The 24,044-nt window shown below is 69.9% G+C and carries 27 protein-coding genes and 2 tRNA genes; 9 read left to right on the top strand and 20 right to left on the bottom strand.

What is annotated here, in order from left to right; genetic code table 11:
* Positions 1-106 precede the first annotated feature (106 nt).
* The 14 genes from ITX44_RS09810 to ITX44_RS09750 all read right to left on the bottom strand — a co-directional run bounded on the left by ITX44_RS09810 (position 107) and on the right by ITX44_RS09750 (position 12,064).
* Positions 107-1,519 (bottom strand): tyrosine-type recombinase/integrase, encoded by a 1,413-nt coding sequence (locus ITX44_RS09810; RefSeq protein ID WP_205356672.1) that lies wholly within the window; start codon positions 1,517-1,519, stop codon positions 107-109.
* A 63-nt stretch (positions 1,520-1,582) separates the two neighbouring features.
* Positions 1,583-1,774 carry a helix-turn-helix transcriptional regulator gene (locus ITX44_RS09805; protein ID WP_205356671.1) on the bottom strand — a complete coding sequence of 64 codons (192 nt, stop codon included), beginning with the start codon at positions 1,772-1,774 and terminating at the stop codon, positions 1,583-1,585.
* 501 nt (positions 1,775-2,275) lie between these two features.
* Positions 2,276-3,751 carry an AICE element replication initiation protein gene (locus tag ITX44_RS09800; RefSeq protein ID WP_205356670.1) on the bottom strand — a complete coding sequence of 492 codons (1,476 nt, stop codon included), beginning with the start codon at positions 3,749-3,751 and terminating at the stop codon, positions 2,276-2,278.
* A 2-nt stretch (positions 3,752-3,753) separates the two neighbouring features.
* Complete coding sequence (locus ITX44_RS09795; protein WP_205356794.1) at positions 3,754-4,587, bottom strand: bifunctional DNA primase/polymerase; 834 nt, start codon at positions 4,585-4,587, stop codon at positions 3,754-3,756.
* 107 nt (positions 4,588-4,694) lie between these two features.
* Entirely contained in the window at positions 4,695-5,483 is a 789-nt protein-coding gene (locus ITX44_RS09790; RefSeq protein WP_205356669.1) for a phosphoadenosine phosphosulfate reductase, read from the bottom strand.
* A gap of 18 nt (positions 5,484-5,501) precedes the next feature.
* Entirely contained in the window at positions 5,502-6,113 is a 612-nt protein-coding gene (locus tag ITX44_RS09785; RefSeq protein WP_205356668.1) for a DUF6197 family protein, read from the bottom strand.
* A 239-nt stretch (positions 6,114-6,352) separates the two neighbouring features.
* Positions 6,353-8,557 (bottom strand): FtsK/SpoIIIE domain-containing protein, encoded by a 2,205-nt coding sequence (locus tag ITX44_RS09780; RefSeq protein ID WP_205356667.1) that lies wholly within the window; start codon positions 8,555-8,557, stop codon positions 6,353-6,355.
* An 86-nt stretch (positions 8,558-8,643) separates the two neighbouring features.
* Entirely contained in the window at positions 8,644-8,871 is a 228-nt protein-coding gene (locus tag ITX44_RS09775) for a hypothetical protein (protein ID WP_205356666.1), read from the bottom strand.
* The gene (locus ITX44_RS09770; protein ID WP_205356665.1) at positions 8,868-9,317 is read right to left on the bottom strand and encodes a hypothetical protein; all 450 of its coding nucleotides are present in this window, start codon (positions 9,315-9,317) and stop codon (positions 8,868-8,870) included. The genes ITX44_RS09775 and ITX44_RS09770 overlap by 4 nt, the downstream gene beginning before the upstream one ends.
* An 18-nt stretch (positions 9,318-9,335) precedes the next feature.
* Positions 9,336-9,467: a hypothetical protein gene (locus ITX44_RS42130; RefSeq protein WP_265934196.1), complete on the bottom strand. Its 132-nt coding sequence runs from the start codon at positions 9,465-9,467 to the stop codon at positions 9,336-9,338.
* Between the two features lie 479 nt (positions 9,468-9,946).
* Positions 9,947-11,134: a hypothetical protein gene (locus ITX44_RS09765; RefSeq protein WP_205356664.1), complete on the bottom strand. Its 1,188-nt coding sequence runs from the start codon at positions 11,132-11,134 to the stop codon at positions 9,947-9,949.
* The gene (locus ITX44_RS09760) at positions 11,131-11,436 is read right to left on the bottom strand and encodes a hypothetical protein (RefSeq protein WP_205356663.1); all 306 of its coding nucleotides are present in this window, start codon (positions 11,434-11,436) and stop codon (positions 11,131-11,133) included. The genes ITX44_RS09765 and ITX44_RS09760 overlap by 4 nt, the downstream gene beginning before the upstream one ends.
* Complete coding sequence (locus ITX44_RS09755) at positions 11,433-11,672, bottom strand: hypothetical protein (protein WP_307795186.1); 240 nt, start codon at positions 11,670-11,672, stop codon at positions 11,433-11,435. The genes ITX44_RS09760 and ITX44_RS09755 overlap by 4 nt, the downstream gene beginning before the upstream one ends.
* Entirely contained in the window at positions 11,669-12,064 is a 396-nt protein-coding gene (locus ITX44_RS09750) for a hypothetical protein (protein ID WP_205356662.1), read from the bottom strand. The genes ITX44_RS09755 and ITX44_RS09750 overlap by 4 nt, the downstream gene beginning before the upstream one ends.
* A 746-nt stretch (positions 12,065-12,810) precedes the next feature.
* Here ITX44_RS09750 and ITX44_RS09745 point away from each other — a divergent pair.
* On the top strand, positions 12,811-13,605 hold the full coding sequence (locus ITX44_RS09745) for a GntR family transcriptional regulator (protein ID WP_205356661.1): 795 nt from the start codon (positions 12,811-12,813) through the stop codon (positions 13,603-13,605).
* A gap of 50 nt (positions 13,606-13,655) precedes the next feature.
* On the top strand, positions 13,656-14,276 hold the full coding sequence (locus tag ITX44_RS09740; RefSeq protein ID WP_205356660.1) for a YdcF family protein: 621 nt from the start codon (positions 13,656-13,658) through the stop codon (positions 14,274-14,276).
* 56 nt (positions 14,277-14,332) lie between these two features.
* On the opposite strand, the gene ITX44_RS09735 is transcribed toward ITX44_RS09740, so the two are convergent.
* Positions 14,333-16,201, bottom strand: a complete 1,869-nt coding sequence (locus tag ITX44_RS09735) for a hypothetical protein (RefSeq protein WP_205356659.1) — start codon at positions 16,199-16,201, stop codon at positions 14,333-14,335.
* 573 nt (positions 16,202-16,774) lie between these two features.
* On the opposite strand from ITX44_RS09735, the gene ITX44_RS09730 reads away from it, so the two are divergent.
* Positions 16,775-16,963, top strand: coding sequence for a hypothetical protein (locus ITX44_RS09730; RefSeq protein WP_205356658.1), 189 nt, complete (start codon positions 16,775-16,777; stop codon positions 16,961-16,963).
* 97 nt (positions 16,964-17,060) lie between these two features.
* On the opposite strand, the gene ITX44_RS09725 is transcribed toward ITX44_RS09730, so the two are convergent.
* From ITX44_RS09725 to ITX44_RS09705, 5 genes are all read right to left on the bottom strand, one after another.
* Positions 17,061-18,053 (bottom strand): hypothetical protein, encoded by a 993-nt coding sequence (locus ITX44_RS09725; protein ID WP_205356657.1) that lies wholly within the window; start codon positions 18,051-18,053, stop codon positions 17,061-17,063.
* A gap of 68 nt (positions 18,054-18,121) precedes the next feature.
* Complete coding sequence (locus tag ITX44_RS09720) at positions 18,122-18,277, bottom strand: hypothetical protein (protein ID WP_205356656.1); 156 nt, start codon at positions 18,275-18,277, stop codon at positions 18,122-18,124.
* Positions 18,278-18,363: 86 nt separating this feature from the next.
* Positions 18,364-18,861 (bottom strand): SigE family RNA polymerase sigma factor, encoded by a 498-nt coding sequence (locus tag ITX44_RS09715; RefSeq protein ID WP_205356655.1) that lies wholly within the window; start codon positions 18,859-18,861, stop codon positions 18,364-18,366.
* A 411-nt stretch (positions 18,862-19,272) separates the two neighbouring features.
* Entirely contained in the window at positions 19,273-19,935 is a 663-nt protein-coding gene (locus ITX44_RS09710) for an NAD(P)H-binding protein (RefSeq protein ID WP_205356654.1), read from the bottom strand.
* A 9-nt stretch (positions 19,936-19,944) separates the two neighbouring features.
* Positions 19,945-21,249, bottom strand: a complete 1,305-nt coding sequence (locus ITX44_RS09705; protein ID WP_307795185.1) for an amidohydrolase family protein — start codon at positions 21,247-21,249, stop codon at positions 19,945-19,947.
* A gap of 319 nt (positions 21,250-21,568) precedes the next feature.
* Here ITX44_RS09705 and ITX44_RS09700 point away from each other — a divergent pair.
* The 6 genes from ITX44_RS09700 to ITX44_RS09675 all read left to right on the top strand — a co-directional run bounded on the left by ITX44_RS09700 (position 21,569) and on the right by ITX44_RS09675 (position 24,006).
* A tRNA-Thr gene (locus ITX44_RS09700) sits at positions 21,569-21,641 on the top strand.
* Between the two features lie 53 nt (positions 21,642-21,694).
* Positions 21,695-21,767: transfer RNA gene (locus tag ITX44_RS09695), tRNA-Met, on the top strand.
* A gap of 92 nt (positions 21,768-21,859) precedes the next feature.
* Positions 21,860-22,024 carry a 50S ribosomal protein L33 gene (gene rpmG / locus ITX44_RS09690; protein ID WP_205356653.1) on the top strand — a complete coding sequence of 55 codons (165 nt, stop codon included), beginning with the start codon at positions 21,860-21,862 and terminating at the stop codon, positions 22,022-22,024.
* Positions 22,025-22,337: 313 nt separating this feature from the next.
* The gene (locus ITX44_RS09685) at positions 22,338-22,862 is read left to right on the top strand and encodes a MaoC family dehydratase N-terminal domain-containing protein (RefSeq protein WP_205356652.1); all 525 of its coding nucleotides are present in this window, start codon (positions 22,338-22,340) and stop codon (positions 22,860-22,862) included.
* On the top strand, positions 22,862-23,290 hold the full coding sequence (locus ITX44_RS09680; RefSeq protein WP_205356651.1) for a MaoC family dehydratase: 429 nt from the start codon (positions 22,862-22,864) through the stop codon (positions 23,288-23,290). Before ITX44_RS09685 ends, ITX44_RS09680 begins: the two co-directional genes overlap by 1 nt.
* Positions 23,291-23,451: 161 nt before the next feature.
* Entirely contained in the window at positions 23,452-24,006 is a 555-nt protein-coding gene (locus ITX44_RS09675; RefSeq protein WP_205356650.1) for a TetR/AcrR family transcriptional regulator, read from the top strand.
* Positions 24,007-24,044: the final 38 nt, after the last annotated feature.

Genomic DNA, 24,044 nt, shown 5'->3' with positions numbered 1-24,044 from the left:
AAACGTTGGATCGGAGAGGGTTTTTTCGTGCCTTGATCACACTCTCGAACGATGATCGAAAACTAGGGGTTTGTCTCACCCTGTTTCAGGGTTTCTCGCCCCCTGATCAGCGCGTGTCCCCCAGGTGTCCCCCGGGGGACGACTCGATCCCGCGCCAGTCGTGCAGGGCCGCGTCGATCTTCTGGTTCGCCCGGTCCTGCGACTGGGCCAGCACCTTGGCGTACACCCGGAACAGGACGGCCACGGAGTGCCCAGCCCTGCGGGCGCACTCGATCGGTTCCACTCCTGAGCTGAGCCACAGGGAGACGCCGGCGTGCCGCAGGTCGTACGGCCGTCGCGCCAGCCGCGAGGTTCCCGCCGCGTCCGTCCCGAGCGCCGCACGGCGCGCCCGCGCCCACACCTCGCCGTACCCCGACTCCTGCAACAACCCACCGCGCTCGGTACGGAACAGCCGGCCATCGGGTGCGGTGCCGTACGTCTCGATGTGGTGCCGCAGCAGCCGGACGAACGGGGGCGGGATCGGCACCGGGCGGGAATCCTGTACGGCGCGCGCCTTGAGGTGGCGCCGCTCGTGCGCACTGCCGTCGTCGGTCCAGCTCCGGCCCACGCGCACGATGCCGCCACGGAGCATGAGAGAGCCCCAGCCGCTTGCCGGAAGGTGGCACTGCTCCGCACGCAGCGCGCCAGCCTCAGCGGGCCGCATAGCGGCGAAGTACAGGCAGCCGAAGAACGCCTCCAGCTTCTCCCCCCGGGGGCCCTGCTGGCGGACCGCGCGCAGCAGGAGGTCCACCTGCCCCGGGTGCGGCACGGCTTCGGGGTCCACCGCTTCGGCGGTCTTCGGCGCGCGCCATTTCACTGTGCTGAGCGGGCTGAGCGGCGTGCTGAAGTATTGGGCCTCGGCAGCCATGCCGAGCACGTCACTCAGGCACGCCTTCTTTCGGCGCGCGGTGCTCGCGGCGGCCGGGGTGCCGTCCGTCTTCCTGCCGAGCGCGTCCAGCGCCAGACGCAGCGTTGCCACGTTCTCCAGCGCGGAGATCGGCAGTGAGTTCTTCTCGATCCAGCGCAGGGCAGCCGCTACTTCCGTGGGCGGCTGCTCGGTCCAGCGGTTGCGGTTGAACGCCCAGCCGTAGAGCGCCCGCCGCAGCAATTCCGGGGCCGGCGCGCCCGGGGCGTCCGTCACCAGTGCCGGCGTGATGGTGGCCAGCGCGTCGGCGTAGCTCTTGCGGCTCTTGGCGGGGGCGGCGTCCCACTTGCGGTCGATGTATGCGCGGGCGTGCTCGTACCAGGAGACGGAGCTGCGCCGCGCGCGGAGCTCCGAGACGGGCAGGCCCGTCTCAACGTCGAACTGCTCCTGATTGCGCAGGGCCGTCATCAGCTCCGATCGGCGCCCATCGGCCTGCGCCTTGATCGTGTAGCTCTTGGAATGCTTCCGGGTGCCGACCAGCCACCGCAGCCGGTAGGGCTTCGGCCGGTCGCGGCGCGTCTCGATCGAGTAAATGCGTACGTCGTACGTGAGCACGTCTCTCCCATGAGAAAGGGGCCCGCCGTGACGGCGGGCCCCTCGGTCGTGTCGGGTAATGGGTCAGGCGGTGGGCTGCTGCTCGCACTGGGCGAGCCAGGCGTCCAGGTCGGAACGGCGGATGCGGATCTGCCCGTTCGGCAGCTTGATGAGCTTGGGGCCTTTGCCACGGGCCCGCATGCGGTAGAAGGCGGGGCGGCTCATGTCGAGTTCGGCCAGCAGTTCGGGGAGCTTGAGCATCTGGGGGCGAGGCATGGCACTCCTTGGCGGGGCTGTCCGGCAGGGGGGAGCGGGTTGGGGAGAGCTTGCGCTGAGCCGTGCATTGGCACGGCTTCCAGGCTCGGGGTCTGTCCGAGGTGCGGATTTCTGCGTCACAGCGTCACGTGCGTCATTCAGGCTGTTGACCTGCGGGTTTACGTGACGCGGCGGTGAGGGTGTGCGTCACTCCTGCGTCACGGGCTGCGTGATCGCGTGACGCAGGTGACGCAGGATGACGCAGACTCTGTCGTCTGCGTCACGGTCTTAACCGCAGGTCGGAGGCCGTTTTTCGGCGCGCGTGACGCAGGTGACGCAGCGTCTTCCCTCTTAGGACAAAAGAGGGGTGTCTGTTGTCGTTGGGTGCGGCTTACAGCGTGAAGAAGGAGCCGCTGCGCGGCGCGACCTTTGAGCGGCGCGCTGCGCCGAACAGCAAGAGGAGCACCACCTCCGCGGCGCGCCCGGTGCTCTTCTTGCTTGTCGCCCTGACCGGTGGCGCGGTCAGAACGCCTGCTGCTGCTCGGGCGGGGGCGGTCCGGCGGGTCGGCCCATTTCGAGGTAGCGGCCTTCTCGGGTGCGGCCGGAGTCGATGAGGACTCCGCGGGCGGCGAGGGTGGGCTGGAGGCGTTTGAGGCGGTCGGAGAGGACTTTGCCGGTGGTGGGCCAGCCTTTGGGCAGGGAGCGCAGTTCGTCGCCGGCGTAGAGGCGGCTGAGGGCTTGCAGCCATTCGGTGGAGGTCATCCGCTGCTCGCTGCCAGGGGTGATGGTCTCGGCGTGCCGCAGGACGGTCTGGGCGAGGAGGTCTCCTTCGATCACGTCGTCGTTGAGGTCGTCCAGGCTGGCCCGGTAGGCGCCCAGGGCTCCGAGGCCGGTTGCGGCGTCGAGCTGGGCGCACAGGTGGGCGAAGTCCGCCATCCGCAGATCGGTGGGGGTCTCCGCCTCGACCGCGCGGACTTGCACGGTGAGGTCGAGGAGGGAGCCGAGGACGACTGGCAGAACCTCCGCGTACTCCGCCCACAGTTCGGCCTCGGTGCGGCGGACGCGGGGCCGCTCCAGCCGCAGGGGCAGGAGCCGTTCGGCCAGGTCCGGGCGGATGACACCCACGTCGATCCCGGTCAAGAGCAGCGGCCGGCGGTAGCGGGCGCGGAAGACGTCCCCGTCGGTGAACAGGGCCCGCTTGACGTTCTCCGCACCGGTGACGATGCAGCACATCGCGTCGGACAGGTCGGGGGTCATGTGGGAGAGGTTGTCCAGGGCGGTGACCCATCCGGCGGCAACGGCGGCGATCAGGTTCTCCTCGTCCTTGGGGGCGCGGCGCAGGTCCCCGCTCATGCCCTCGATGATCCGGATGAGCATCCGCCCGCCGGTGGACTTGCCCGCGCCTTGCGGTCCGGTGAGGAACGGCGCGGGTACGGGGACGGAGGGTTCGAGGCAGCCGATCAGCCAGGCGATGGCCAGGCATTCGGTCGCGGCGTTGGCGAAGTTGCACAGCCTCAGCAGCAGATCGATGCCCTTGCCGCCGGTGTCCTTGGCGGGCAACGGCAGTTCGCCGGTGAGCTGCGTGCGGCGCCAGCACACCTCGGCCGGGTCGGGGGTGGCGATGTCCCACCCTTCGGGGTGGATACGGACGGACAAGCCGTCGTTGCGGCCCAGGTCCAGCCAGGTCGCCCCATCGAATCCGGGCGCGACGCGGATGTGGACGGGCTGCACGTCCTCGGACAGCGCGAGGGCTTCGATCAGGTCCAGCGCTTCCTTGAGCGCGGTGCCGTTGAAGACGCCGTACCCGTCGCGGAAGAGGCCGACCATGAGTTCCTGCCGGTGACTGCCCGTGGTGCCCTGCGACCGGATCGGCCGGGCCACGGGGTGCCCGTTCTTCTGCGCGTACACGGTCCCATCAGCGGTGCGGAAGTACCGGAAGTGCGCTTGCGCGTAGTCGGCGATGACCTCGCGGGCGGGATTCTTCTCGTCGTCGGACACGGTCACAGTCCCAACCGGGTGCGGGCGTTGGTCCATGCGTCGGTGCAGTGCCGGGCGGTCTCGCCCTTGGCCTGCGCGGCGGCGAACAGCCGCGAGACATGGGCGTCGGTGAGGCAGCCGCACCGGCCGTGCGCGGACAGCACCGCCAGGAAGGTCGCGTAGACGGTGGCGTGCACCCCACTGGACGCAGCCGTGATGCGCTGCTCGGCCATCGTGATGCCCCGCTCCAGATAGGCGGGCGTGCGGTGACGACACGGACCGTCCCCGGCCGGCGCGGGCACGCGCACGCCCACCGGCCGGACCACGGTGGGTTCCTTCACGGCCAGCGCCCGCACGGCACCCGGCAGGGCCGTCACGGTTCCGGTGCCAGGGCCCAGCCACCGCGCGTAGGCCATGGTCGACTTGATGTCCACACCGGGCCGTACCGCGTTGGCGGACTGCATCACCCCCCGGTAGATCCAGTGCTCACCCCGCGTCGTCTCCACGGTGCGGGTGGCGGGCAGGGTCGCACGGGCCCACGCGATGGCGTCGGCGTTGTCGAGGTCCACGACGGTCAGCCCTGCGCCGCCGGGGTGGTAGGCGACAGTCACGGCTTGCCGCCACATCGGCGCCCACGCGGGTGAGTCGATGACGTGGGGATCGGTGGTGGCTGCGGCCCAGCCGTGGCACGGGCGCGGGCAGGCGCAGGGCCCGGGAGTCTTCATGTTCGGCCGGCCACCGCACGCGTTGTGCGCGCAGTCAGGGCAGTTCCCGAAGGGCACCTTGCCCTTGCGCAGGGGCAGAACGGGCAGGGCACCGGCCGCAAGACGCAAGGCAGCATGCAGATGCCCGCTCATGCCTCGGTCGGGATGGGTCATGCTGGAGTCTCCAGTTCCGTTGATGGGGGCTGGTTGCCGGGGCGACCGTGTGTCTTTGGCGAGAGGTGCGGTCGCCCCGGGCGGAGTCAGGTCATGCACCAGCCGGAGTCGCAGCCGGTGTCGATGTCGTCCGTGTCGAACAGGACGTCCACGCCATCCGGGATGGCCTCGCGCAACGGCCGGTTGAAGCGCGTCAGGTAGACGTGGTCCTTGCCCAGTTCGTCGCGGCGGGTGTTGAGGAGGTCTTCGAGCTGGCAGGCGCGCTCGAACAGGTCGGGTTCGGTGCGGCGCATCTCGTGCCAGGTCTCGGGCCGGTGGAACGGGCAGAACCAGCACGAGGACTTCGGCGGGATCGGGAGGCCGGCGGAGCGGATGATGCGGGCGCAGTCGATCCGGCGGATCCCGCGTTCCAGTAGCGGGTACTCGATGCGCTCATGGGGTTCGCAGCGCCGGTTGTTGGCCCGGCCGATCTCGTCCAGGCTGATGCCGATCCCGACCGTCGCCGGGTGGTCGGCAGCGGCGCCGCGGCGCCGGAGTTCGTCGCCGACGACCTTGATTTTGAACTGGGCGGTGCACGAGCGGGTGCCGGGGGCCCCGTTGGACATCCGCACGGGGATCTTCAGCGAGCGTGATCCGGGGCGGGTCAGGTCCTGGAAGAGCGTGCGCTTTTCCTTGGTGCGCTTCATGATGCGGTCCAGCACGACCAGTTCCAGGCCGTGCGCCTGTGCGTAGGGGATGGCGTAGCGGTTGAGGTAGGTGAGGGTGGCGGGGTTCTCGGAGTCGTCGCCGACGTTGGCCATGATGAACGTGCGGTAGTCGAGTTCACCTTGGGCGGCCAGCACCAGGGCGGCGGTGGTTGTGGTGGGGTGGTCCATGCGTGGTGTACTCCCTGGTCAGCGGCGGGCAGCAGCGGCGGCGTCGCGGACCAGGGCGAGGACCTGCTCCCGGTCGACGTCGCTGTGTTCGTTCCACACGGGGTAGGACTGGCGGACGCCTCGGGCGCGGAGTGCGGCGTTCAGGTGGGCGCCGGCCGCAATGGCCGTGTCCTCGGTGCCGTAGCCGAGGGCGTAGAGGACGCGCTGTGCGCCGAGGATGCATCGGCGGCCGCCCATGGTTCGGATGCGGCCGCCGGTCTGGGCCCAGCCCCAGCGCTGAAGGACGAGCGCGGTCAGCTCCAGGTGTTCGGCGACGGAGATCCGGGCGCGCTCGACCCCCGTTGCGCGGCGGGCGGGGTGGAGGGAGAGAAGCCGGTCGGGCAGCATGCGCCACATGCCGCCGGGCAGGGCGGGGCCGGTGCCGGTCGACTCGGGCGCGGGTGCGTCGAGTTCGGCGAGCGCCTGGCGGACGAGTTCTTCGGTGGTTGCGGTGACGAGGGGGTGGGCGGTGGCGCGGCCGCGGGCGGCGAGGTACTGCTCGATCTCGCGCACCAGGGCGGCCGCGTCCAGCTCCGCATCGGGGGCCGCGGGCGGGGCGGGGGTGGTGCGGGGAAGGGTGGCGGTGGTCATCGCTGGAGACTCCTCAGCGGGTTGCTATGTACCGGTTTGGGGGAGTGTGGCGACCCGGACGCGGCCCGCGCGGGCCGACGTCATCGCAGGTCAGATGCTCGGGCATCCCGTGCGCGAAGGGGGCGGACCCGTGCGGCGGTGTACGGGTCGGGGGTGTCCGGGCACGGGTTGACGGCCGCCCTGCACGGGGGCAAACCCACCCAATCCAGGGCGGCCGCACGGGGGATGTACGGGACGAATCAGGCGCTCAGGCCGTAGCGGTCGGCGGCCGCCTGGACCACGCGCACGTGCAGGTAGCCCGAGGCGCGGCTGCCGTCGCGCCAAGCGCGGCGGGCCTTGCGCTCGTCGTCCGGGCGCGGGATCAGCGCGCCCAGCTTCTCCGCGGTGACGGTCAGGCCGGCGGCCGCGAGCGCGTCCAGGAGCACGGCGCCGGGCAGCCAGTCGGCCGGGTCGCCGTTGCTGCCCTCGGTCTCGAAGGCGTCGAGCACGACGGCCAGGACGCGCGCGTCGTCGTCCTCCAGGTCGCGGAGCTGGTCGGCCAGCGTGCGCGGTCCGGCGGGCAGAGTGCCGGCGGCCGCGCGCAGCTTGTAGGCGCGGGCGGTGAGTTCGTTGACCTGGTCGTCGTCGTAGTAGTCCGCGCGGACCAGGACCGGGGTCTGTCCCTCGGACCACAGGAATCCGGCGCCGCGCATCTCGGCCTCGATCGACTTCGCGGAGTACCCGGCGGCCGCCGCGCCCCGCCCGAGGATCGTGTCCGACGCCTCGGGGGTGGTGCAGCGCAGCGCCCACCGGATCGAGAGCAGGTCGCGGAGGCTGGTGTCCACCACATCGGAGCCGGGCTTCTGCGTGGCGCAGAACGTGATGATCCCGGCCGCCCGCCCCCTGCTCACCAGGTTGCGGAGCTTGCGGGTGATCTTCCTCCCGTGGTCGTCGTCGGTGGTGTAGAGCATCAGCTCGTCCACCCACAGCAGCTTTTGCCGCAGCTCCGGGTACTGGGCGGCCAGGGCCTCGGTGACCTTGCGCTTGCCGAGCTTCTTCAGCAGCGCGTACCGGCGCTGCATGTCGGTGATCTCCGCGTCGAGCATCGCGTCGAACGCCTCGGGATCGGCCAGCCCCTCGAACGCCTCGCACAGCGGCTCGAACGGCTCCAGGTCACCACCGCCCTTGCCGTCCGCCAGGTGCAGGATCACCCGCGGGTCCAGCGCGGCCGCGAGCAGGATCGTGTTGCCGGACGCGGACTTGCCCGCTCCGGGCTCCCCGCCGATCAGGCCGGAGCGCTCCACCACCGAGATGGACACGTGCACACCGCGCACGTCCGGCCCGATGCTGATCCGGCCCCAGAAGTTCGTGGGCCCGTCCAGGGCGAGCAGCGGCCCCGGGCCGGGCAGCTCGGTGAACGGCAGGTCGCGGGTCACGTACAGCTCGATCCGCCCGGAGCGGCCCCGCTTGGTGACCGACACCTGAGCGGACTCCACGCCGAACGCGGAGGCGAGCTGGTCGACGCTCGTCATCGCCTTCTTCGCCGGGATGCCCGGGGGCAGGTCGACCACGGCCGACCACGCCCCGCGCGCGTCGAGCATGGGCATCTGCACAATGCGCAGCGTCTCTTCCTGACCAATCACCTTCGCGGCCCGGAACACCGAGTCGAGCATGGGGGCGGACATGGCGTCCCCGTCCCCGAGGGAGCGCCAGTCGGCCGACCAGTCCTGCTCCTCGCTGATCGGGTGGCGGCCGGCGAACGCCCCGCCCGCGAACGTGGCCAGCACCCCGGCGGCCGCCCCGAGCGGCCCGGAGGTGGCGTATCCGGCGGTGACGGCGGCGGCCGGCGGACCGTAGACGACCGCGGCCCGCATCTGCCGGGCCCGGCGCCGCTCCATGCGGGCCTTGCGATACGCGCTCGTTGCGGCCTCGGCGAGCTGCGTTGCGACGAGCGCGTTCTTCGCCGCGGCCTTGTGCTTCACCGGCATCACGCGCGGGGTGAAGCGGGCGGTGCGGTTGGCGGCGCGGGCCTCGCGGGCGGCGATCTGCGCGGCGTGGTGCAACGACTGGACCTGAACGCCCTCCAGGCCCACCACCCAGTCGTGCAGGCGCCGCGCACCGCGCCGGAACTGCGCGACGTGCCCGCGGTCGGTGCGCTGCCGGCGAACCCAGCGGCGGGCGGCGCGCTTACGGGCCCGATAGATCCGGCCGGACCATGCCGCCCACCCCTCGGGCGTGCGCATCCACGCGGGGATCAGCGGCCGGTCGTCCCACTCGTCCAGGTCGACCTTCTCCACCACCGTGGCGGCCGCCGGCTCGCCCGGGTGGACGTCGGCGAGGACCTGGCGTGCGGAGTCGAGCACCAGGGTCTCGGTGTCGGCGTCCGGGTCGGCGGCGCGGGCGGTGGGCAGCACGGTGACCGTGGCCAGGTGGCCCAGTTCGCTGCCGGTGGTCTGCTCGGTCATGCTGGTGGCTCCGTCTCTCTTCGTGAGGGATCAGGGGCCCGGGGCGGCCGCGTGCTTGGCGGCTGGACGGCCGCCCCGGGGCGGATTCAGGCGGGCAGGGGCATCGAGCGGCACTGGGCGGCGTGGCCGTTGGCGCCGTCGCGGGTGTAGCTGTGGGTGTGCTTGTCGTGCTGGCGGGAGCCGCATCCGAGGCACTGCCAGGCGAACGCCGCGGTGGTGGTGCGGAACGTCTCGTCGTCCTTGGTGAGCGCGACGATCGAGCCGCACAGGGTCTCGAAGGCGGCGACGGTCCCGGCCGGGAGCGGCGGCATCATCGGGCACCCCCGGCGGCGAGCAGCGCGGCGCCGGCGATCCAGCCCTTGTGCCAGGACTGGTCGAGCAGCGGCCCGGCGCCCGGGTCCCGCCGCAGCCACTCCTTGGCCGGGATGGCGGCCAGGCGCACGATCCCGCGCGGCTGCTCGTCACCCCAGTGCCCGCTCTGCCGGTCCGCCACGTAGTGCGTGACGGCGGAGACGGTCAGGGCCAGGGCGGCGCGGCCGGGGGTCAGCCGCAGGTTCAGGGTCCGGCTGGTCACGGTGAGCGCGAGCGCCTGGACGGCGGTGTAGGTGACGACGTGCTTCACGCACGCGGTCACGCCATCGCGGCCGGCCTGGCCCTTCGCGGTGGCCTGCGCGTCGTTCTGCACCCAGTAGTCGGCCACCTCGTGCGAGGCGGTCAGCGCCGCGTACACGGCAGCGAAGCGGGCGGCGGGGCTGGTCATGTCGTGTCTCCTCGGGGGTCAGCGGGCGGCCTGATCGGCCACACCCATCCAGTGATCGGCGGCGTCTTCGTCGCCCGTGCCATCGGCCACGGCCATCTCGGCGGCGCGGCCGCGCTCGTAGGCGTCCAGCTCCTCATCGGTGAGCTGCATCGGCGGCCTCTCGTCTCGGTGGTGCTCCCGGTCGGTCCGGAGTGCCCCGGGCCGGAGTCGATCCGGCGCCCTTCACGGCTGACTGCCGGGGCTGGTCGCGCTGATCAGTCGTCGTTGCTGCTGGAGGGCTCGACGGGGAGGGTCATCGAGAACGTGACGGTGTAGTCGCCGTCGTCCTCTTCTTCGATCTCGCTGCCGGTGTCGGGGTTGGTGTAGGCCACAGCGGGTCCTCTCTGTCGTGTCTGGTCAGTGCGGAGTGCCCCGGGCCCGATTCGGTCGGGCGCCCTCACGGCTGGTCGCCGGGGCTGGTGGCGCTGTTCAGTCGTCGTCGTGCGGCTGGCCGCACCAGTCGCACGCGGTGTCGGCGTTCACCGGCCGCTCTGGCAGCCGCAGTGCTGCTGATACGGGCCGACCTCGGCACCGCAGATGCCGCACTTCCACAGGCGGAGGATCCAGCGAGTCATCCCGGGCACCTCCCTTCAGCTCACGCGGGCGGACGCGGAACGGCGGGCGGTCTCAGCGGCCGCAACCTTCGCTGCGGTGCTGTAGCGGGGCGTGTCACCCTTCACCCGGCGCGGCGGCAACGGCCGCACATTCGGCCCCTTCTCGGACGCCTTTTCGACGGGGGGCATTTGGTTCACGACCTGCGGCTTTTCCGGCCCCTCTCCGGGCTTCTCCGGGCCCTTGAGGGCGTCCAGCGGAGTGACCGGCCCGAGGGTCCGCAGACGCTGCGGCAGGGGGTCCAGAGCCGACGCGAGCAGGCCCGCGCGCAGCAGCTCCGGCCGCACGTGCTCCCCGAGTTCGAACGCCGCACCGAGCTGCACCCGGGAGTTCGTGGCGGCCGCGTACAGCTCCGCCGACATCCCCGGCTCGGCACCGCGGTGGATGCGCCAGGCGGAGGCGAACGCCTCCTCCTCGGTGATCGACCCGTAGGGCACTGCGGACAGCAGCCGGTCGGCCTCCCGCGCGATGTCCTTGTGGTGGTCCCGGCGCCGCGCCAGGTGCTCGCGCCGCGCCTTGTCCTCCGCCCGGCGGGCCTTGTCTTCGGCCGTGCCGGTCTTCTCCGTCAGCGACCCCACCCACTGCCGGATCTCGAAGAGCAGCGGCCCGAGAAGCGACACGGCCGCCAGACCGAGCGCGGCGGTGTGGGAGGCGGCCGGGCTGTTCGCCAGGGTCAGCCCGTACTGGTAGTTGATCGACGCGGCAAACCCTGCGGCGAGCACGACCAGGCCGCGCAGCAGCCACCGCACCCACCCCGGCAGCTTGCGCTCGTCCGCGTGCGCGACACCGGCCGCCATCGTCCAGGCCGCGCCCTCGATCGCCAGCGGCAGAGGCAGCAGCATCGGCGAGATGCCCACGAAGTGCATGACCTGGGCGGGCAGCGAGCCGAGGGCAGAGGCGATGACCAGCGCGAGCGTCCCGGTCCGGTAGACCTTGCCGGGGGTCAGCGCGGCCGCCCGTGCGGACTTCCGCTCCGCGCGGGCCTGCTGGCGGGCCTTGCGGTCGGCCTGCTTGTCGGTGCGGGCCTGCTTGGCGAGCCGGGCCTGACGCTCATCGGCCTCACGCCGCCGGGTGGCGCGCCGCTCCTCGGCGGCCGCCGCGTCCCGGCGCCGCTCCTCGGCCTCGGCGGACCGGTCCTTACGACGCTCTTCCTGATACGTGCTCATCGGGTCCCTCCCCGAGTCGAGGCGGGAGTGTGGGTGTCGGCGGAGGGAACGGAGTCGAGAATCAGCTCGGCCATCTGCCAGTGCGGGTCGGCCATGCCGTTGGAGGACTGCTTGACCAAGCGGACCAGGCCGCGCAGCAGCTCCACGGCGCGTACGGCGTCCTCACCGACCGCGGCCATCTCACGGGCCTGGGCCAGGTCCTTCAAGGCGTGCTTGAGCTGCTGGTACAGGGCGCCATGACTGTCGAGGACGTTGGGCTCGGCTACCGCCTGCCTGATTCGCATCTGCTGCGCGAGACTCATCGCGGGTCTCCCTTGCCATCGCGGTGCGTGGAGAGGACGGCGGCCAGCTCGTCGGGCAGGCCGGAGGTGAACGGGGCCAGGCGGTGCCGGCGGGCGAACCGGTCGGTGCCGGTGACGGCCAGGCGGGCGGCGGTCTCGGTCAGGAGACTGGCCAGAGCAACGACCCCGGCGACGATGCCCAGCGACATGCCGAGCAGGGTCAGCAGCCACAGCGCGATCGTGGCGAGCGTCCTCACGCCGCGACCCCCGTCGTGACCGGCACGGCGTCGGCGACCAGCCGCACGCCCGCCTCGAAAGACAACGGGATCGCGGCCAGGACGGGCGGCAGCGACGGGAGCACATACGCACGCGCCTTGGAGCCGTCCCTCGCCGACGCGCGGGAGGCCCGGAGGCGCGTGACCTGGGCGCTCCGCGCCAGCTCCGCCAGCCACGGGAACACCTCGGCCTCGGCGGCCGTCAACCCGTCGACCCTGACAGCCGCGAGCTGCCAGGTGTCGGCGGCGATGACCTCGGCCAAGTCCCAGTCGTAGCGCCCGAGACGGGCCCGCAACGCGCGGACCAGGCGCTCGTGGTGCATCTCGAAAAGCGGCGCGAGCCGCAGCTCACGGGCAGGGGTAACGTCGTTCATGGGTCGTCGTGTCCTTTCACGGTGGAACGGCCCGAACTGCGCCCCCGGAGTTGCCGCTCCGGGGGCGCGTGCCGTTGTAAGCGGGATTCGGCTGGTCGGTTCGAGCAGCCACGGCCAGGCGCCGCCCCAGACAGGACGGGGCGGCGCGGGACCGTGCGCGCTCGTCACGCACTCGCGGTGCCAGCGGCTAACTCGCCTACGTGGGCACCACGCAATGACGCGGAGGGCATATCCGTCCGGCTGGTCAAGTCGGCGGTGCCCTAGGTACTTCGGCGACCCATTCCGGGTTTCCTCTCGGCTGGTTCGCTGTCTGGGACCGGCGTGATCGTTGGCCGCACAGAGTCGTGCGACCCCTGCCCACCCCCGGATGACTCGGTGGACAGCGCCCCTTTTCTTGCCCCCGGGAGGTCGGTGGCCCGGGGCCGGTTATCCACGACCGGCGGCGTGCGGCCCAGGGCGTTACCCCGGGCGGCCTCCCGAGCCCGGTACTGCTGGGCTGGAGGCGGCTCCATCGACCACCCGAGTGCAGGTGGCTGGAGCGGCACCCTGTTCAGTTCTCAAGCAACCGGCGCTCCCCTCCGGCCCCTCGACGGGACGTTCAGGCGCACTTTGAGCAGCCCAAAGAAGAGCCACTGTCTCCTCAGTCCTAGGACTGTGAAGCGCTTGAGAAGAGAATGCATCGCAGTCCCAGGACTGTCAACAGTCCTGGGACTGTGCTTGACTTGTCCTGTTGAGAGGAGGCCCCCGTGACCCCGAAGTGGCGGGAACTTGCGGATCGGCTGGCGAAGGACATCGAGCGCGGTAGGTACAAGCCCGGGGAGCCGTTGCCGCACATCCGGACGCTTGTGGAACAGGGGGAAGGGTCGAAGTCAACCGTTCACATGGCCTACAAGGCGCTGGAAACGGAAGGGCTGGTCACGTCGTCTCGCGGGCACGGAACCGTCGTTCGTGAGCGCACCCCGTTGAAGCGCCTCGGTATCGCGCGGTACGACAAGGCGAAGTGGCGCGACGGCGATGAGGTCGCGTTCATCGCGGACCGCGTGGCTTCGGGGCGCCCGTACGAGCGCGGCGAGCAGACGCAGACCGTGAGCCTCATCGAGGGCGAACCCCTGGTCACCAGGGCTCTCGGTCTGCCGGACGGGGCCCAGGTGTATGCGCGGGCGCGACTCGTCCGGGAAGGGCCGCAGCCCACGCACACGCTGACCAGCTACTACCGGCCCGAGCATGTGGAGGGGACACGGATTGTCGATCCCACACCAGGGCCCGCCGGCCGCGGCGGCGGCTTCCGCGTGCTCTATGACGCGGGCTACGAGATCGACCACATGAAGGAGGAGATCAGCGCCCGCATGCCCACTCCAGAGGAGGCCGACAAGCTCAAGCTGCCTCCAGGGGAGCCTGTGGTTGAGTTGCACCGCACGACGTACACCGCGGACGGGACGGTGGTTGAGTTCGCCATCGGTGTGCACGCCGCATCGCGGTTCGCCTGGGAATACGACTTCCAGGTGCCCGACTCGGCCCGGGAGGGAGACGACCAGAGGTGACTTCGGCTCGGGTACGAACGGATGCCCACCACCTGTGGACCTACCTGCGCATGAACCACGACCCGCGGCCGTGCTCCGTCATCATGGGACTCGGCAGTCATGACCTCGGAGTGGCGGACACCGCGGCTGATCTCTACCTGCGCGGCATGGGTCCCTGGGTGCTCTTCACCGGGGCAACCAGCCCAACATCCCGTGCCGACATGCCTCGCGGGGAAGCCGTTCACTACCGCGAGCGGGCGCTTCAGCTCGGCGTTCCGGATTCGGTGATCCTGGTCGAGCCGAAGGCCCGAAACACCGGGGAGAACATCAGCCTCAGCCGGTCCGTGCTGGAAGGTGCGCGGATCCCTGTGTCCTCGGTGCTGCTGGTCAGCAAGCCATACGAGGAACGGCGGGCCTTCGCCACCGCGCGCAAGGTGTGGCCATCCGTCGAAGTCGTTTGTGCGTCTTCGCCGGCGGACTTCCCCGCGTACGTGGCGTCCATTGGCGATGAGCGGCGCGTCATCGACATGATGGTGGGAGCGATGCAGCGGCTCCTGATCTATCCGGACCAGGGCCTCACCATCCATCAGGACGTGCCGGACGATGTCCGAGCAGCGTACGAACGCCTTCGTGCTGATGGCTTCACCAGCCGTCTCGTGCCGGATTCTGCCCCTGCCCACGGGTCTGGCTGAGCTTTTGGAGGCACCAGTGTCGGCCCCTCGCTCCCGAGTGAGGGGCCGGTGTCGTCTTAGCCGAGAACTGAAGGAGGCTCCCCCTCCTCTGCGGAGACTGTTTGCGGTGGTGCAGACTCCTCGGTACCAATCAAATCATCGGGGATGCGAGTAATCCTTACAGTTCCTAGCGGCCAAGAGCGACCGGGGGGTTTCCTTCTCCAGCGAATGTGTGGGAGATGATTCGATAGCCCGAAGATAGAGATTGCTACGATGACAGCAAGAAGGAGGATCACATACCCTATCCAAGTTCCTTGATCCCCTCTTTCGGCTAGATATCGAAACGGTCTAGCCAGAGCACCGCTTGCACCTTGCTGCGGAACTTCTTTCGCAATATCGAGCGTATCTTTTACAGCCGGTAGCCCCATGAAAATTGTGGCGATCAAGGCGAGGGTTGCAAGGAAATTGGCCCTCCGTGAAGACCTGTTGGATTCGTCGGACGCGGCAAGCTGCTGAAGCTGATCCAAGCTTTCGAGGGCGTGGTTGTAGTACTTGTCGACCTTCCATTCGCTAAGCAGTGCGTCGATCATGTCTATTGCGGTCCCGTACGTCACCGAAGAGTATCGGTACTCTTGCAATCCAAATATAGCCTCCCGTTGGATTGATCGGATGTCCCGACTTTTGATGAGTGCGCCATTGATTCTTTGTGCGAGGGTGCGTATTTGCCAGTATTGGAGAAGTGCCGCCTCAAGTACTATGAGGCGCTGTAGATGCTTTGCGAATTCTCCCGGCGGTGCACCGGGCCACCGAATCTCCAGTGCCGATGCCATGTTGGCAAAGAATGAAGTATCCCTCATGAGGGATGTATCTTCAGGGACTATGGCGGAAACTGCATTCTCCCGGGCTCGACGTATGTCGAGCGACCTCGCCAGAACTCTATTTAGATCCTGGCGATGGCGAGTCATGAACTCATCTTTGGATGAACAGCATGATAGCTCGTCGATGAATGTCGCAGGATAGCAGATGAATTCGCCAACCTCTTCAAATCTTCCGGCTTTGGCAATTGCCGATCGATATACGTCGAAAAGTCCAGTAATGCTATCCGGCTCAGGGAAGTCAATCTTCCGCCAGCGCGTACCGGCTTCCATCTCCCCATCCCACGATCCAGCCAGTCGGCGCCTCCAATTATGAGGAACACCAGACAGCACGGGCTCCGCAACCTTCACTGCCGATATGTCAGGTGAGACGCCGAAGCAGAGATCCCGGTAGGCTTCCACGGTGAGATGCTCCGGCAGTGGAAGGACGAAAACAAGTTGCATCACACCCGACGCGTGCAGCAGCAACAGAACGTTAACGAATCTGGACTCCGACTCGTCCTCTGGGCCCCTGGTCGATCCTCCATTCATGATATTCAACCAAATATGGGAACCCTTTAGACTTAGTCGCAAGTAGGGTTCCGAGTCCAAGTAAGAAGGACGAAGGAGATCTCTCTCTATCTCCATCTGAATTGCATTCGGCATCTGGGCCTCGGCGACCGATCGCTCTATGAAATCTGCATTCTCGTGAAGGATCCTTCGGATCGTTCGCCTTCTACTTGATCGAGGAAGGGATCCTCCTGCCGAACGTCGGCCGAATTTCCAGGCCAACCTCGTTGACTGAGTGGGATGACGAAGTATCCAAGAAAGCAGCCTGCCGCGCAGTATGGCTTCGTTAGCCCCCGTAAGGGCGTAGTTAAGTTTCAGCAACTGTTCCAATGAGCGGAATCTTTGAGCCACCCGCACCTCTTCGTTGACGGGAGATGCAGATGTTTCAGCGATTTCAGATGAAAGCAAGCGATCTGCGACTCTATTTACATCCAATGGTCGAGTTGCGCTGAACGAGTAGATGAAGTAAATGGTGCCGGCGTCAAACACCATCGCGTGGTTGGCAGGGCCCTCGCTGCTCAAGACGATCACTCCTCGCTAGCGGAACTTGTGGAGCAAGTATGGTGGTTTGGACCGAGATAGGTGCCAGTTTGGTCAAACTTGGAGGCAACCGCTGGCGCCGACGCCGTGTGCCTGGCACCGGGCTTGCGGACTGCACTGATGCCCGCTTGGTCTCAGTCGTGGTCTCGGTCGCGCGATGATCCGCCTTGGTCCGGGGTCGTCTAAGCATGTCCACTCAGGGGGTTGAACTGGCTAAATGGACGTCGATGGGCAGGAGCGGACCAAGATTGGACAACTCGTAATGCGTGGGTCCCGCACTCAAATCCCGAGGACGGCCCTATGGCGGCGGGCCCGGGCTGCTGGTCCGCAGGGATGCCTGACAGCTTTCATGATCATCCCCCCTTTGTCCCCCAAGCGGGCATCTCTGACAGATATCGCCTGGTCAGGGCGCGTGAAACTGGTTCACTGTAAATCCGTCGGCTTTGCCTACCGTGGTTCGAATCCACGTGCCGCCACATCCCTAGAAGGGCCCCTGACCTGCGCGTATGCGGGTGAGGGGCCCTTCTGGTTTTGCTGGCGTATGGGGGGCGTCGTATGAGCAGAAGACGGTACGTCGCGCGAGGCGTGGTCGGCGGGTACCGCATCTGGGACAACAAGGTTCGGCGCTGGTGGGGCGATCTGTACGAACTCTGCCCCGACGACCTCCTGACCGAGCTGAACGGCAGCGCCGACTCCGGCAGGATCGCCATCCTCATGAAGCGGTACCGGGGGTTGAAGCGCTGAGCTGTCATCCTGGCCGGACAGCCGGCGCGGAAGGGGCTCGTTGGATGTCCCGTGCCCGCTGATGGGCACAGGACGGGCACGGGTATGGGGACGGTCGTCAGGGGTGAGGAGCCCATTGGGGGCTGAGGGCGATGGAGGTGAGTTGGGGGAGGGGCAGGGCCGGGTGAGGGCGGGTGATGGGGCCGTCCGGGGAGTAGGAGTTGGCTTCGGTGACGCTGACCCGGCGGCCGTCGGGGTGGAGGGTGTCCACTGTCCAGACCGAGGTGCCCGAGTCGGAGCGGGTTTTGTAGGCCAGGACCTCGGTGCCATCGGGGAGTTGGTGGGCCGTGCAGGACGTGGTGTGGCGGGCGGCGCAGGTCATGTCGTTGTGCAGCATGGCGCCCATGTTGTACTGGGCGGTCACGGCGACCTCGTTCTTGCCGTGGCCGTCGTCGTAGACCACCTCCGCCGAGCTGGTGCCGGCGTTGAGGTCGGACAGGGTGCCGCTCTTCGGCAGAAGTGCGAGCAGGGCGGAGCGCATTCGATTTGCGGGCGGGCCGGCCACGGGGGATACGGGGTGCCTGGTCTCAGGGGCGGGGGTGGGGATCGAGCCCAGCGCCCTACGCCACGCCGGGCTCGTGGCGATCGACGCCAACTGGTCGATGGGCACGACCGGGATCGCCTCGTTGTTCGGCGACCTGTCCTCGGGGCCGCCGCCGTACTCCTCGATGATCAGTTCCGCGCCGTCCTTGGTGTCGAGGATCGCGGACCACACCCGTTGTCCGGTATTCACGGTCGGGCGGACGCGCGACTGGATGGTGGTCAGCGTCGAACCGCCGGGCAGCGTCGTGGTCCGGCATACGTCGTAGGGACGATCCTCGATCGGCAGGCACTGCCCCCGGGCCTGCTGGTCTCTCGGAATGCCGGGGGTCAGCCGACGCAGCCAGAGCCGGATGCCGGAAGTGCCGCGGCTGTCGGTGTACGTGATCTCCGCCGTACGGTAGCCCGGCATGTCCGGCGCGGGTTCGCCGCTGATCCGGCCGGGCGGCAGCAGGCCCTTCAACGTCTCGATCAGTTCGTGCGGGGCGCCCGGCGGGCCGGAGGCGGCCACCCGGGTCTTCCCGTCGTGCCCGTCGAGTGCGCCGCCTGCGACCAGCGACGTACCGACCGCGAGAAGGGTCAGCGCCGCAGCGGCGCCGGCCTGCGCGGTACGGGCCCGCCGCTGCCGCGTGCGGTGGCGCTGCGCACCAGGTCCGCGGCGGGCGGCGGAAACTCGTCGGCGGCCAGGCGCAGGGCGTCCGGCAAGCGGTCTTCGAACTGCTGGTCTGTGGACATGGCTGAGCTCCATTCGTAGGGGGTGGTGGCGAAGGACTGCCGGATCGCCGCACCGGGTCCTGGCGGTACGGCGCGGCTCCGCGGCCCTACCGCGAAAGATCGGTGAACTGCTCGCCGAGCAGCCCGCGCAGCCGCTGCAGCGCCCGCATGCACTGGCCGCGTACCGCCTCCGGCGAGAGGTGCATGATCTGCGCGGTCTCCTCGACCGAGCGGTCCTCCCAGTAGCGGAGCACCAGCTCCGCCCGGTCCTTGGCCGACATCCGGGCCAGCGCCTCCAGGAGCGTCAGCCGTAACGCGGTGTCCTCCGCCGGCCCGGCCGCTTCCGGCAGCCGGTCGGTCGGGTACTCGTCCGAGCTGCGCCGCCGACGCCGCGAGAGGAACGTGCGGACCAGCACCGTGTTCGCGTACGCCACCGGTGCTTCGGTGCGGTTGATCCGCCACCAGGACCGGTACACCTTGGCGAGCGTCTCCTGCACCAGGTCCTCGGCCAGGTGCCAGTCCCCGGTCAGCAGGCATGCGGTCCGGAACAGAGGGCGGCTGCGCGCCGTGGCGAACTCCACGTAGTCCGCTGGTGGTTCCCGCATGGGCGATCCCTTTCCGAGGCCGACTGTCACCCATTCACACGCGATGGGGACGCGACCGCGTTAGGGGCCCGGAGAAAGTTCCCGCTGGACCGACACGAGTACGTCGTGGCGCTCGGCGGTGTCGGTGCGGATGGGGATGCGGGTGTCCCCGCCGTTGAGCGTCAGCCGTCCGAGCGAAGGACTGGCCGAGGACGGTGACGCGGTCGGCCGCCCTTTCGGCCCGAAGCGTCCGGGATCAGCCCTGCCGGGTCCCGGCTGTCGTGGAGGCCACGACGGCGCCCGATACGGTCGGACGGCAGGCCGAGAACGCGGTGCGGCCCTTTGGCGCCCCCCCACCCCTCCGCCCGGGCAGCGGCATCGGCCACCCTCGTTGTCCACAGGCTGTGGACAACCGCTGTGGGGCTGTGGGGATTACGAACCCGCCACCTTGCGCACCGCGTCCGGCACCGCGGTCGGGCCGGAGATGAGTTCGAGGGTGAGGCCGGCGGTGGCGGGGGTGGAGAGGAGGGCGGCGAGGACGGTGGCCACGTCCTCGCGGGGGACGGAGCCGCGGCCCGTGGAGGTGGGGGAGAGGGTGACCGAGCCGGTGCCCGGGTCGTTCGTCAAGGCGCCGGGGCGCAGGATCGTCCAATCGAGGGAAGGGCGAGCGCGGATGTCGTCGTCGGCCTGGCCCTTGGCGCGCAGGTAGGCGGTGAAGACCGGGTCCGGGCCGGTGGCCCGCGCGTCCGCGCCCATGGACGAGACAACGAGGAAGCGGCGTACGCCGGCGCGTTCGGCCGCGTCCGCCAGGAGGACGGCCGCTGCGTAGTCCACGGTCTGTTTGCGCGCCGCCCCGCTGCCCGGGCCCGCGCCCGCCGCGAACACGGCCGCGTCCGCGCCCGTCAGCACCGCCGCCACGTCCTCCACGCTCGCCGACTCCAGGTCCAGGACGGCCGGTTCGCCGCCCACCGCCCGCAGGTCGTCGGCCTGGGACGGGTCCCGGATCAGGCCCACCGCGCTGTCCCCGCGTTCCGCGAGCTGCCGTTGCAGCCGCAGCGCGATCTGTCCGTGTCCACCCGCGATCACCGTTCGCATGGGGCGACGTTACGCCTCCCGGTGCGCCTGCCGCGGGAGGCCGGGACCGGTGTCGCCCGCGGCGTCCCCGGCATCGGACGCTGTTCCGTACGACGTCGGTCCGTAGGCCCCGGGCCCGTAGGAACCGTGACCGTCGCTGAACTCCCGTACCGCGCTGGTCCGCGACACCACCCTGCCGCGATGGATGACGATCCTGCTGTACCCCAGCGACAGCACCCCCGCCACCGTCTCCCCGCGCACCGCCAGCAGTTCCGCCGGGAAACCGGCCTCGACCCGCACCTCCGGCAGCCCGAGAACGGCCCGCGCCTGTGTGCTGACCGTCTCGTACGACCGCGTGGCGTCGCACTCGCCGTGCGTGGCCAGCAGGAAAGCCGCCTCCAGCGGATCGCCCCGGCCCACCGGATTGGCCAGGTCACCGAGCGCGCCGCTGCCCGCGGTCACCCGCACGCCCGCCGTGCGCAGCAGCCGTACGGGAGCCACGCCCCCGCGTTCCAGCACCGCGCAACCGCCCTGCGGCAGCGCCGCCACCGACACCCCGGCAGCGGCCAGCCGTTCCGCCGTACGCGCCGCCTCGTGCGCGGACAGCGCGCCCAGGCCGTGACACGGACCGAGGGTGACGCCCGGGCGCAGCCCACCCGCCATCGCGGCCAGCCGGGCCAGCCGGGCCGGGTCCGACGCGGCGGTGTGCAGGTCCACCGGCGCGCCGAACTCCGCGGCCAGGGACAGCACGGCCTCCGCGTACCCGCTCGGATCGGGGTCCAGGTCCGGGCAGCCGCCGGCCACCGACGCGCCCATCTTGAGCGCGTCACGGGCCATCGCCAGCCCCTCGGCGCCGGCCACGCCCGTGAGCAGCCGCGGGACCGCCACCGCCTGGACGTCGACCAGGCCGCGCAGCGCGTTCCGGGCCTGGAGCACCGCCTCCAGCGCGCGCAGGCCCTGGACGTCGCCGATCCGTACGTGGGTCCGCAGGGCGGTGGCGCCGTGGCCGAGCTGGAGCAGGGCCGCCTCGGTGGCGCGGCGCTGGATCTCCCGGGCGCCGGCGGGCGGCGGGCCGTCCGCGGTCAGCGCCAGGTCCAGGTGGGCGTGCGGTTCGGCGGGGGCCGGCAGCAGCAGATAGCCGTTCAGGTCGATCCGGGTACGGTCGGCCGGACGGCCGGACTCCACGGCGAGACTGCCCGCGGTGCCGACCGCCTCGATTCGGGGGCCGCTCAGGCGTACGTCCACCGTGCGGCCGTCGGTCAGGCGGGCACCGCTGAGCAGCAGGGTGCCGCTGTCCGGAGGCGCGGTGCGACTCGGGATCTCGTGCGGGCTCACGCGAACCGAGCGTACGGGCCGGCGCCGCCCCCGCCGCGGAGCAACGGTTTGTATGACCGGTGCGTTTTCCCGTCTTTCGGTCCCGACGCGGGTCCTGATGCGGGTCCTGATGCCGGGTCCTGACGCCGGGCCCGACACCGGCACCGACACCGAACGAGGGGGCCGGGGCAGGGCGTCGGCGCGGGCTCGACCACGCTCCGTGCACACCCACCGGCCGGGCCCCGCGGGACCGGCGCCCGCGGGGCGGCGGGAGGTCCGATCTGCCCGGGGGATACGGATTTCACGTATCGCTGCGGACCGTGTAATGTCTTCCTCGCTCGCCCCAATAGCTCAGTCGGTAGAGCGTCTCCATGGTAAGGAGAAGGTCTACGGTTCGATTCCGTATTGGGGCTCGGATGGATCGGCCCCCCGCCATCACAGCGGTGGGCGGGGGCCTGTTCATCGAAGCGGCGTAGCTCAGTCGGTAGAGCAAGCGGCTCATAATCGCTGTGTCACCGGTTCAAGTCCGGTCGCCGCTACACTCCGTAGCCGATTGCGGGTTCGCTCCCTCGGTCGGCTACTATTCCTGTGTTTATTACGCCCGTACACCCGTTCGTCAAGGAGCACTCACGTGGCCGCCACCGACGTCCGCCCGAAGATCACGCTGGCCTGCGTGGAGTGCAAGGAGCGGAACTACATCACCAAGAAGAACCGGCGCAACGACCCGGATCGTCTTGAGCTGAAGAAGCACTGCCCGCGCTGCAACCGGCACACCGCGCACCGCGAAACCCGCTGACGAGGCTCTGCCCGTCCGCGGTCCGCGTCGTCGCGGCCGCCCCGCTCGCAGCGGGCCGCAGGCCACGACCGCATCCGTTTCACCGCGAGGCCGTTCCCGACATGCGCCGGGGACGGCCTTGCGGCGTATCACCGCCCGCGGTCCGGTAGGCGGCCCCGCCGCGCCCGGCCGCACCCAGCTTCCTCCTGCTTCTCCCTACCGCTTCGTCCCGCGCAGCACGTACCCCGGTCGTCCGGCGTACACGACGTGTACGCGTCGGCGCGGAACCGTGGCGGACCGTACCGGAGACCGGACAACCGCACCGGAGGTGCCGATGGCCCTTGACCAGTCCCTCGTCGGGCGCAGTTATCCGCCCACCACGCCCTATGAGGTGGGCCGGGAGAAGATCCGCGAATTCGCCGAGGCGGTCGGGGACCGGAATCCGGCGTACACCGACCCGGACGCGGCCAAGGCACTGGGGCACCCGGACGTGATCGCGCCGCCCACCTTCGCCTTCGCCATCACGTACAAGGCGGCGGAAGTCGTGATCACCGACCCCGAACTCGGGCTCGACTACAGCCGGGTGGTGCACGGCGACCAGCGCTTCACCTACTCCCGGCCGCTGCGGGCCGGCGACCGGCTCACCGTCACCTCCACCATCGAGGCGATCAAGTCGCTGGCCGGCAACGAGGTGCTGGACATCCGGGGCGAGGTGTACGACGAGACCGGCGAGCACGTGGTCACCGCCCTCACCAAGCTGGTCGCCCGCGCGGCGGACCCCAAGGAGTCCGAGGAGGCCGACCAGGCGGAGAAGGCGGAGAAGCCGGAGAAGGTTCAGGCCACCGGAGGCGAGGCGTAATGGCGGCGAGCATCGCGTACGAGGACGTCGAGGTCGGCACCGAACTGCCCGCGCAGGTCTTCCCGGTGGAGCGGGCGACCCTGGTGCGGTACGCCGGCGCGTCCGGCGACTTCAACCCGATTCACTGGAACGAGCGATTCGCCCGCGAGGTCGGCCTGCCCGACGTGATCGCGCACGGCATGTTCACCATGGCCTCCGCGATCCGCGTCGTCACCGACTGGGCCGGTGACCCGGGTGCCGTGGTCGAGTACGGGGTGCGGTTCACCAAGCCCGTGGTCGTCCCCGACGACGGCCAGGGCGCCGTGATCGAGGTCGGCGCCAAGGTCGCGGCCAAGCTCGACGACAACCTGGTCCGCGTCGACCTGATGGCCACCTCCGCCGGCCAGAAGATCCTCGGCATGGCCCGCGCGGTGGTCCGCCTGCCCTGAGGCCGACCCGACGGCGCGGCGGCCCGGCGGCCCGACGCCCCGGCGCTTCAGCACCTCCCGCCCGCACCCCGGACGCATCCCGGGGTGCGGGTTTCTCCGTTCCTGGCCTGGTCCCGGAGTGACCTTGACATGCATAGTGATGAGTCAATAACTTGCGTGTCATGGTCAGGATGAGCGCAGACGAGCGGCGGGAGAGTGCCATCCGCGCCGCGCTGAGCGAGTTCGCCCACGGGGGGTACAGCGGGACGACCACCGAGTCGATCGCGCGCCGGGTGGGGGTGTCGCAGCCGTACCTGTTCCGGCTGTTCCCCAACAAGCAGGCCATCTTCCTGGCCGCCGCGGAACGATGTCTGGAGCAGACCCGGCAGGTGTTCGAGGACGCCACCGCCGGACTGCCGCCGGAGGAGAAGCTGACGGCGATGGCCCGGGCGTACCAGAGGATGCTGCACGAGGACCGCGAGCCGCTGCTGATGCAGATGCAGATGTACGCCGCCGTGGCCGCCGCGGAGGCGACGGGGGACCACGAGTTCGGCACGGCGATCCGCAAGGGCTGGGAGGAGCTGTGGGACACCGTCCTGCTGGAGCTCGGCGGTGACGACGGCGAGGCCACGGAGTTCCTCGCGTACGGGATGCTGATCAACACCCTCGTCTCGCTGGGCTTCCCGGCCGGCCACCGGCTGTGGCAGGGCATCTACGAGGGCGCCCGCCCGAAGTAGCCCGCCGGGGTCGTCGCGCGCCCGGAAGTTAAGGTGAC

This window comes from Actinacidiphila acididurans (assembly GCF_016918855.1).
In the GTDB taxonomy this organism is placed as follows: Bacteria; Actinomycetota; Actinomycetes; order Streptomycetales; family Streptomycetaceae; genus Actinacidiphila; species Actinacidiphila acididurans.
This window is presented reverse-complemented; position numbering and strand designations above follow the sequence as displayed.

What these genes read in the sequence shown, in the direction of transcription:
- ITX44_RS09785 (WP_205356668.1), bottom strand. Translation starts at nt 6,113, where the DNA reads ATGACCACCGCCACCCTTCCCCGCACCACCCCCGCCCCGCCCGCGGCC.
- ITX44_RS09720 (WP_205356656.1), bottom strand. Translation starts at nt 18,277, where the DNA reads ATGTCCACAGACCAGCAGTTCGAAGACCGCTTGCCGGACGCCCTGCGC.
- ITX44_RS09680 (WP_205356651.1), top strand. Translation starts at nt 22,862, where the DNA reads ATGGCGGCGAGCATCGCGTACGAGGACGTCGAGGTCGGCACCGAACTG.
- ITX44_RS09775 (WP_205356666.1), bottom strand. Translation starts at nt 8,871, where the DNA reads ATGATGCCGCCGCTCCCGGCCGGGACCGTCGCCGCCTTCGAGACCCTG.
- ITX44_RS09805 (WP_205356671.1), bottom strand. Translation starts at nt 1,774, where the DNA reads ATGCCTCGCCCCCAGATGCTCAAGCTCCCCGAACTGCTGGCCGAACTC.
- ITX44_RS09710 (WP_205356654.1), bottom strand. Translation starts at nt 19,935, where the DNA reads ATGCGAACGGTGATCGCGGGTGGACACGGACAGATCGCGCTGCGGCTG.
- ITX44_RS09675 (WP_205356650.1), top strand. Translation starts at nt 23,452, where the DNA reads ATGGTCAGGATGAGCGCAGACGAGCGGCGGGAGAGTGCCATCCGCGCC.
- ITX44_RS09740 (WP_205356660.1), top strand. Translation starts at nt 13,656, where the DNA reads ATGAACCACGACCCGCGGCCGTGCTCCGTCATCATGGGACTCGGCAGT.
- ITX44_RS09765 (WP_205356664.1), bottom strand. Translation starts at nt 11,134, where the DNA reads ATGAGCACGTATCAGGAAGAGCGTCGTAAGGACCGGTCCGCCGAGGCC.
- ITX44_RS09685 (WP_205356652.1), top strand. Translation starts at nt 22,338, where the DNA reads ATGGCCCTTGACCAGTCCCTCGTCGGGCGCAGTTATCCGCCCACCACG.
- ITX44_RS09750 (WP_205356662.1), bottom strand. Translation starts at nt 12,064, where the DNA reads ATGAACGACGTTACCCCTGCCCGTGAGCTGCGGCTCGCGCCGCTTTTC.
- ITX44_RS09795 (WP_205356794.1), bottom strand. Translation starts at nt 4,587, where the DNA reads ATGAGCGGGCATCTGCATGCTGCCTTGCGTCTTGCGGCCGGTGCCCTG.
- ITX44_RS09730 (WP_205356658.1), top strand. Translation starts at nt 16,775, where the DNA reads ATGAGCAGAAGACGGTACGTCGCGCGAGGCGTGGTCGGCGGGTACCGC.
- ITX44_RS09780 (WP_205356667.1), bottom strand. Translation starts at nt 8,557, where the DNA reads ATGACCGAGCAGACCACCGGCAGCGAACTGGGCCACCTGGCCACGGTC.
- ITX44_RS09790 (WP_205356669.1), bottom strand. Translation starts at nt 5,483, where the DNA reads ATGGACCACCCCACCACAACCACCGCCGCCCTGGTGCTGGCCGCCCAA.
- ITX44_RS09770 (WP_205356665.1), bottom strand. Translation starts at nt 9,317, where the DNA reads ATGACCAGCCCCGCCGCCCGCTTCGCTGCCGTGTACGCGGCGCTGACC.
- ITX44_RS42130 (WP_265934196.1), bottom strand. Translation starts at nt 9,467, where the DNA reads ATGCAGCTCACCGATGAGGAGCTGGACGCCTACGAGCGCGGCCGCGCC.
- ITX44_RS09760 (WP_205356663.1), bottom strand. Translation starts at nt 11,436, where the DNA reads ATGAGTCTCGCGCAGCAGATGCGAATCAGGCAGGCGGTAGCCGAGCCC.
- ITX44_RS09715 (WP_205356655.1), bottom strand. Translation starts at nt 18,861, where the DNA reads ATGCGGGAACCACCAGCGGACTACGTGGAGTTCGCCACGGCGCGCAGC.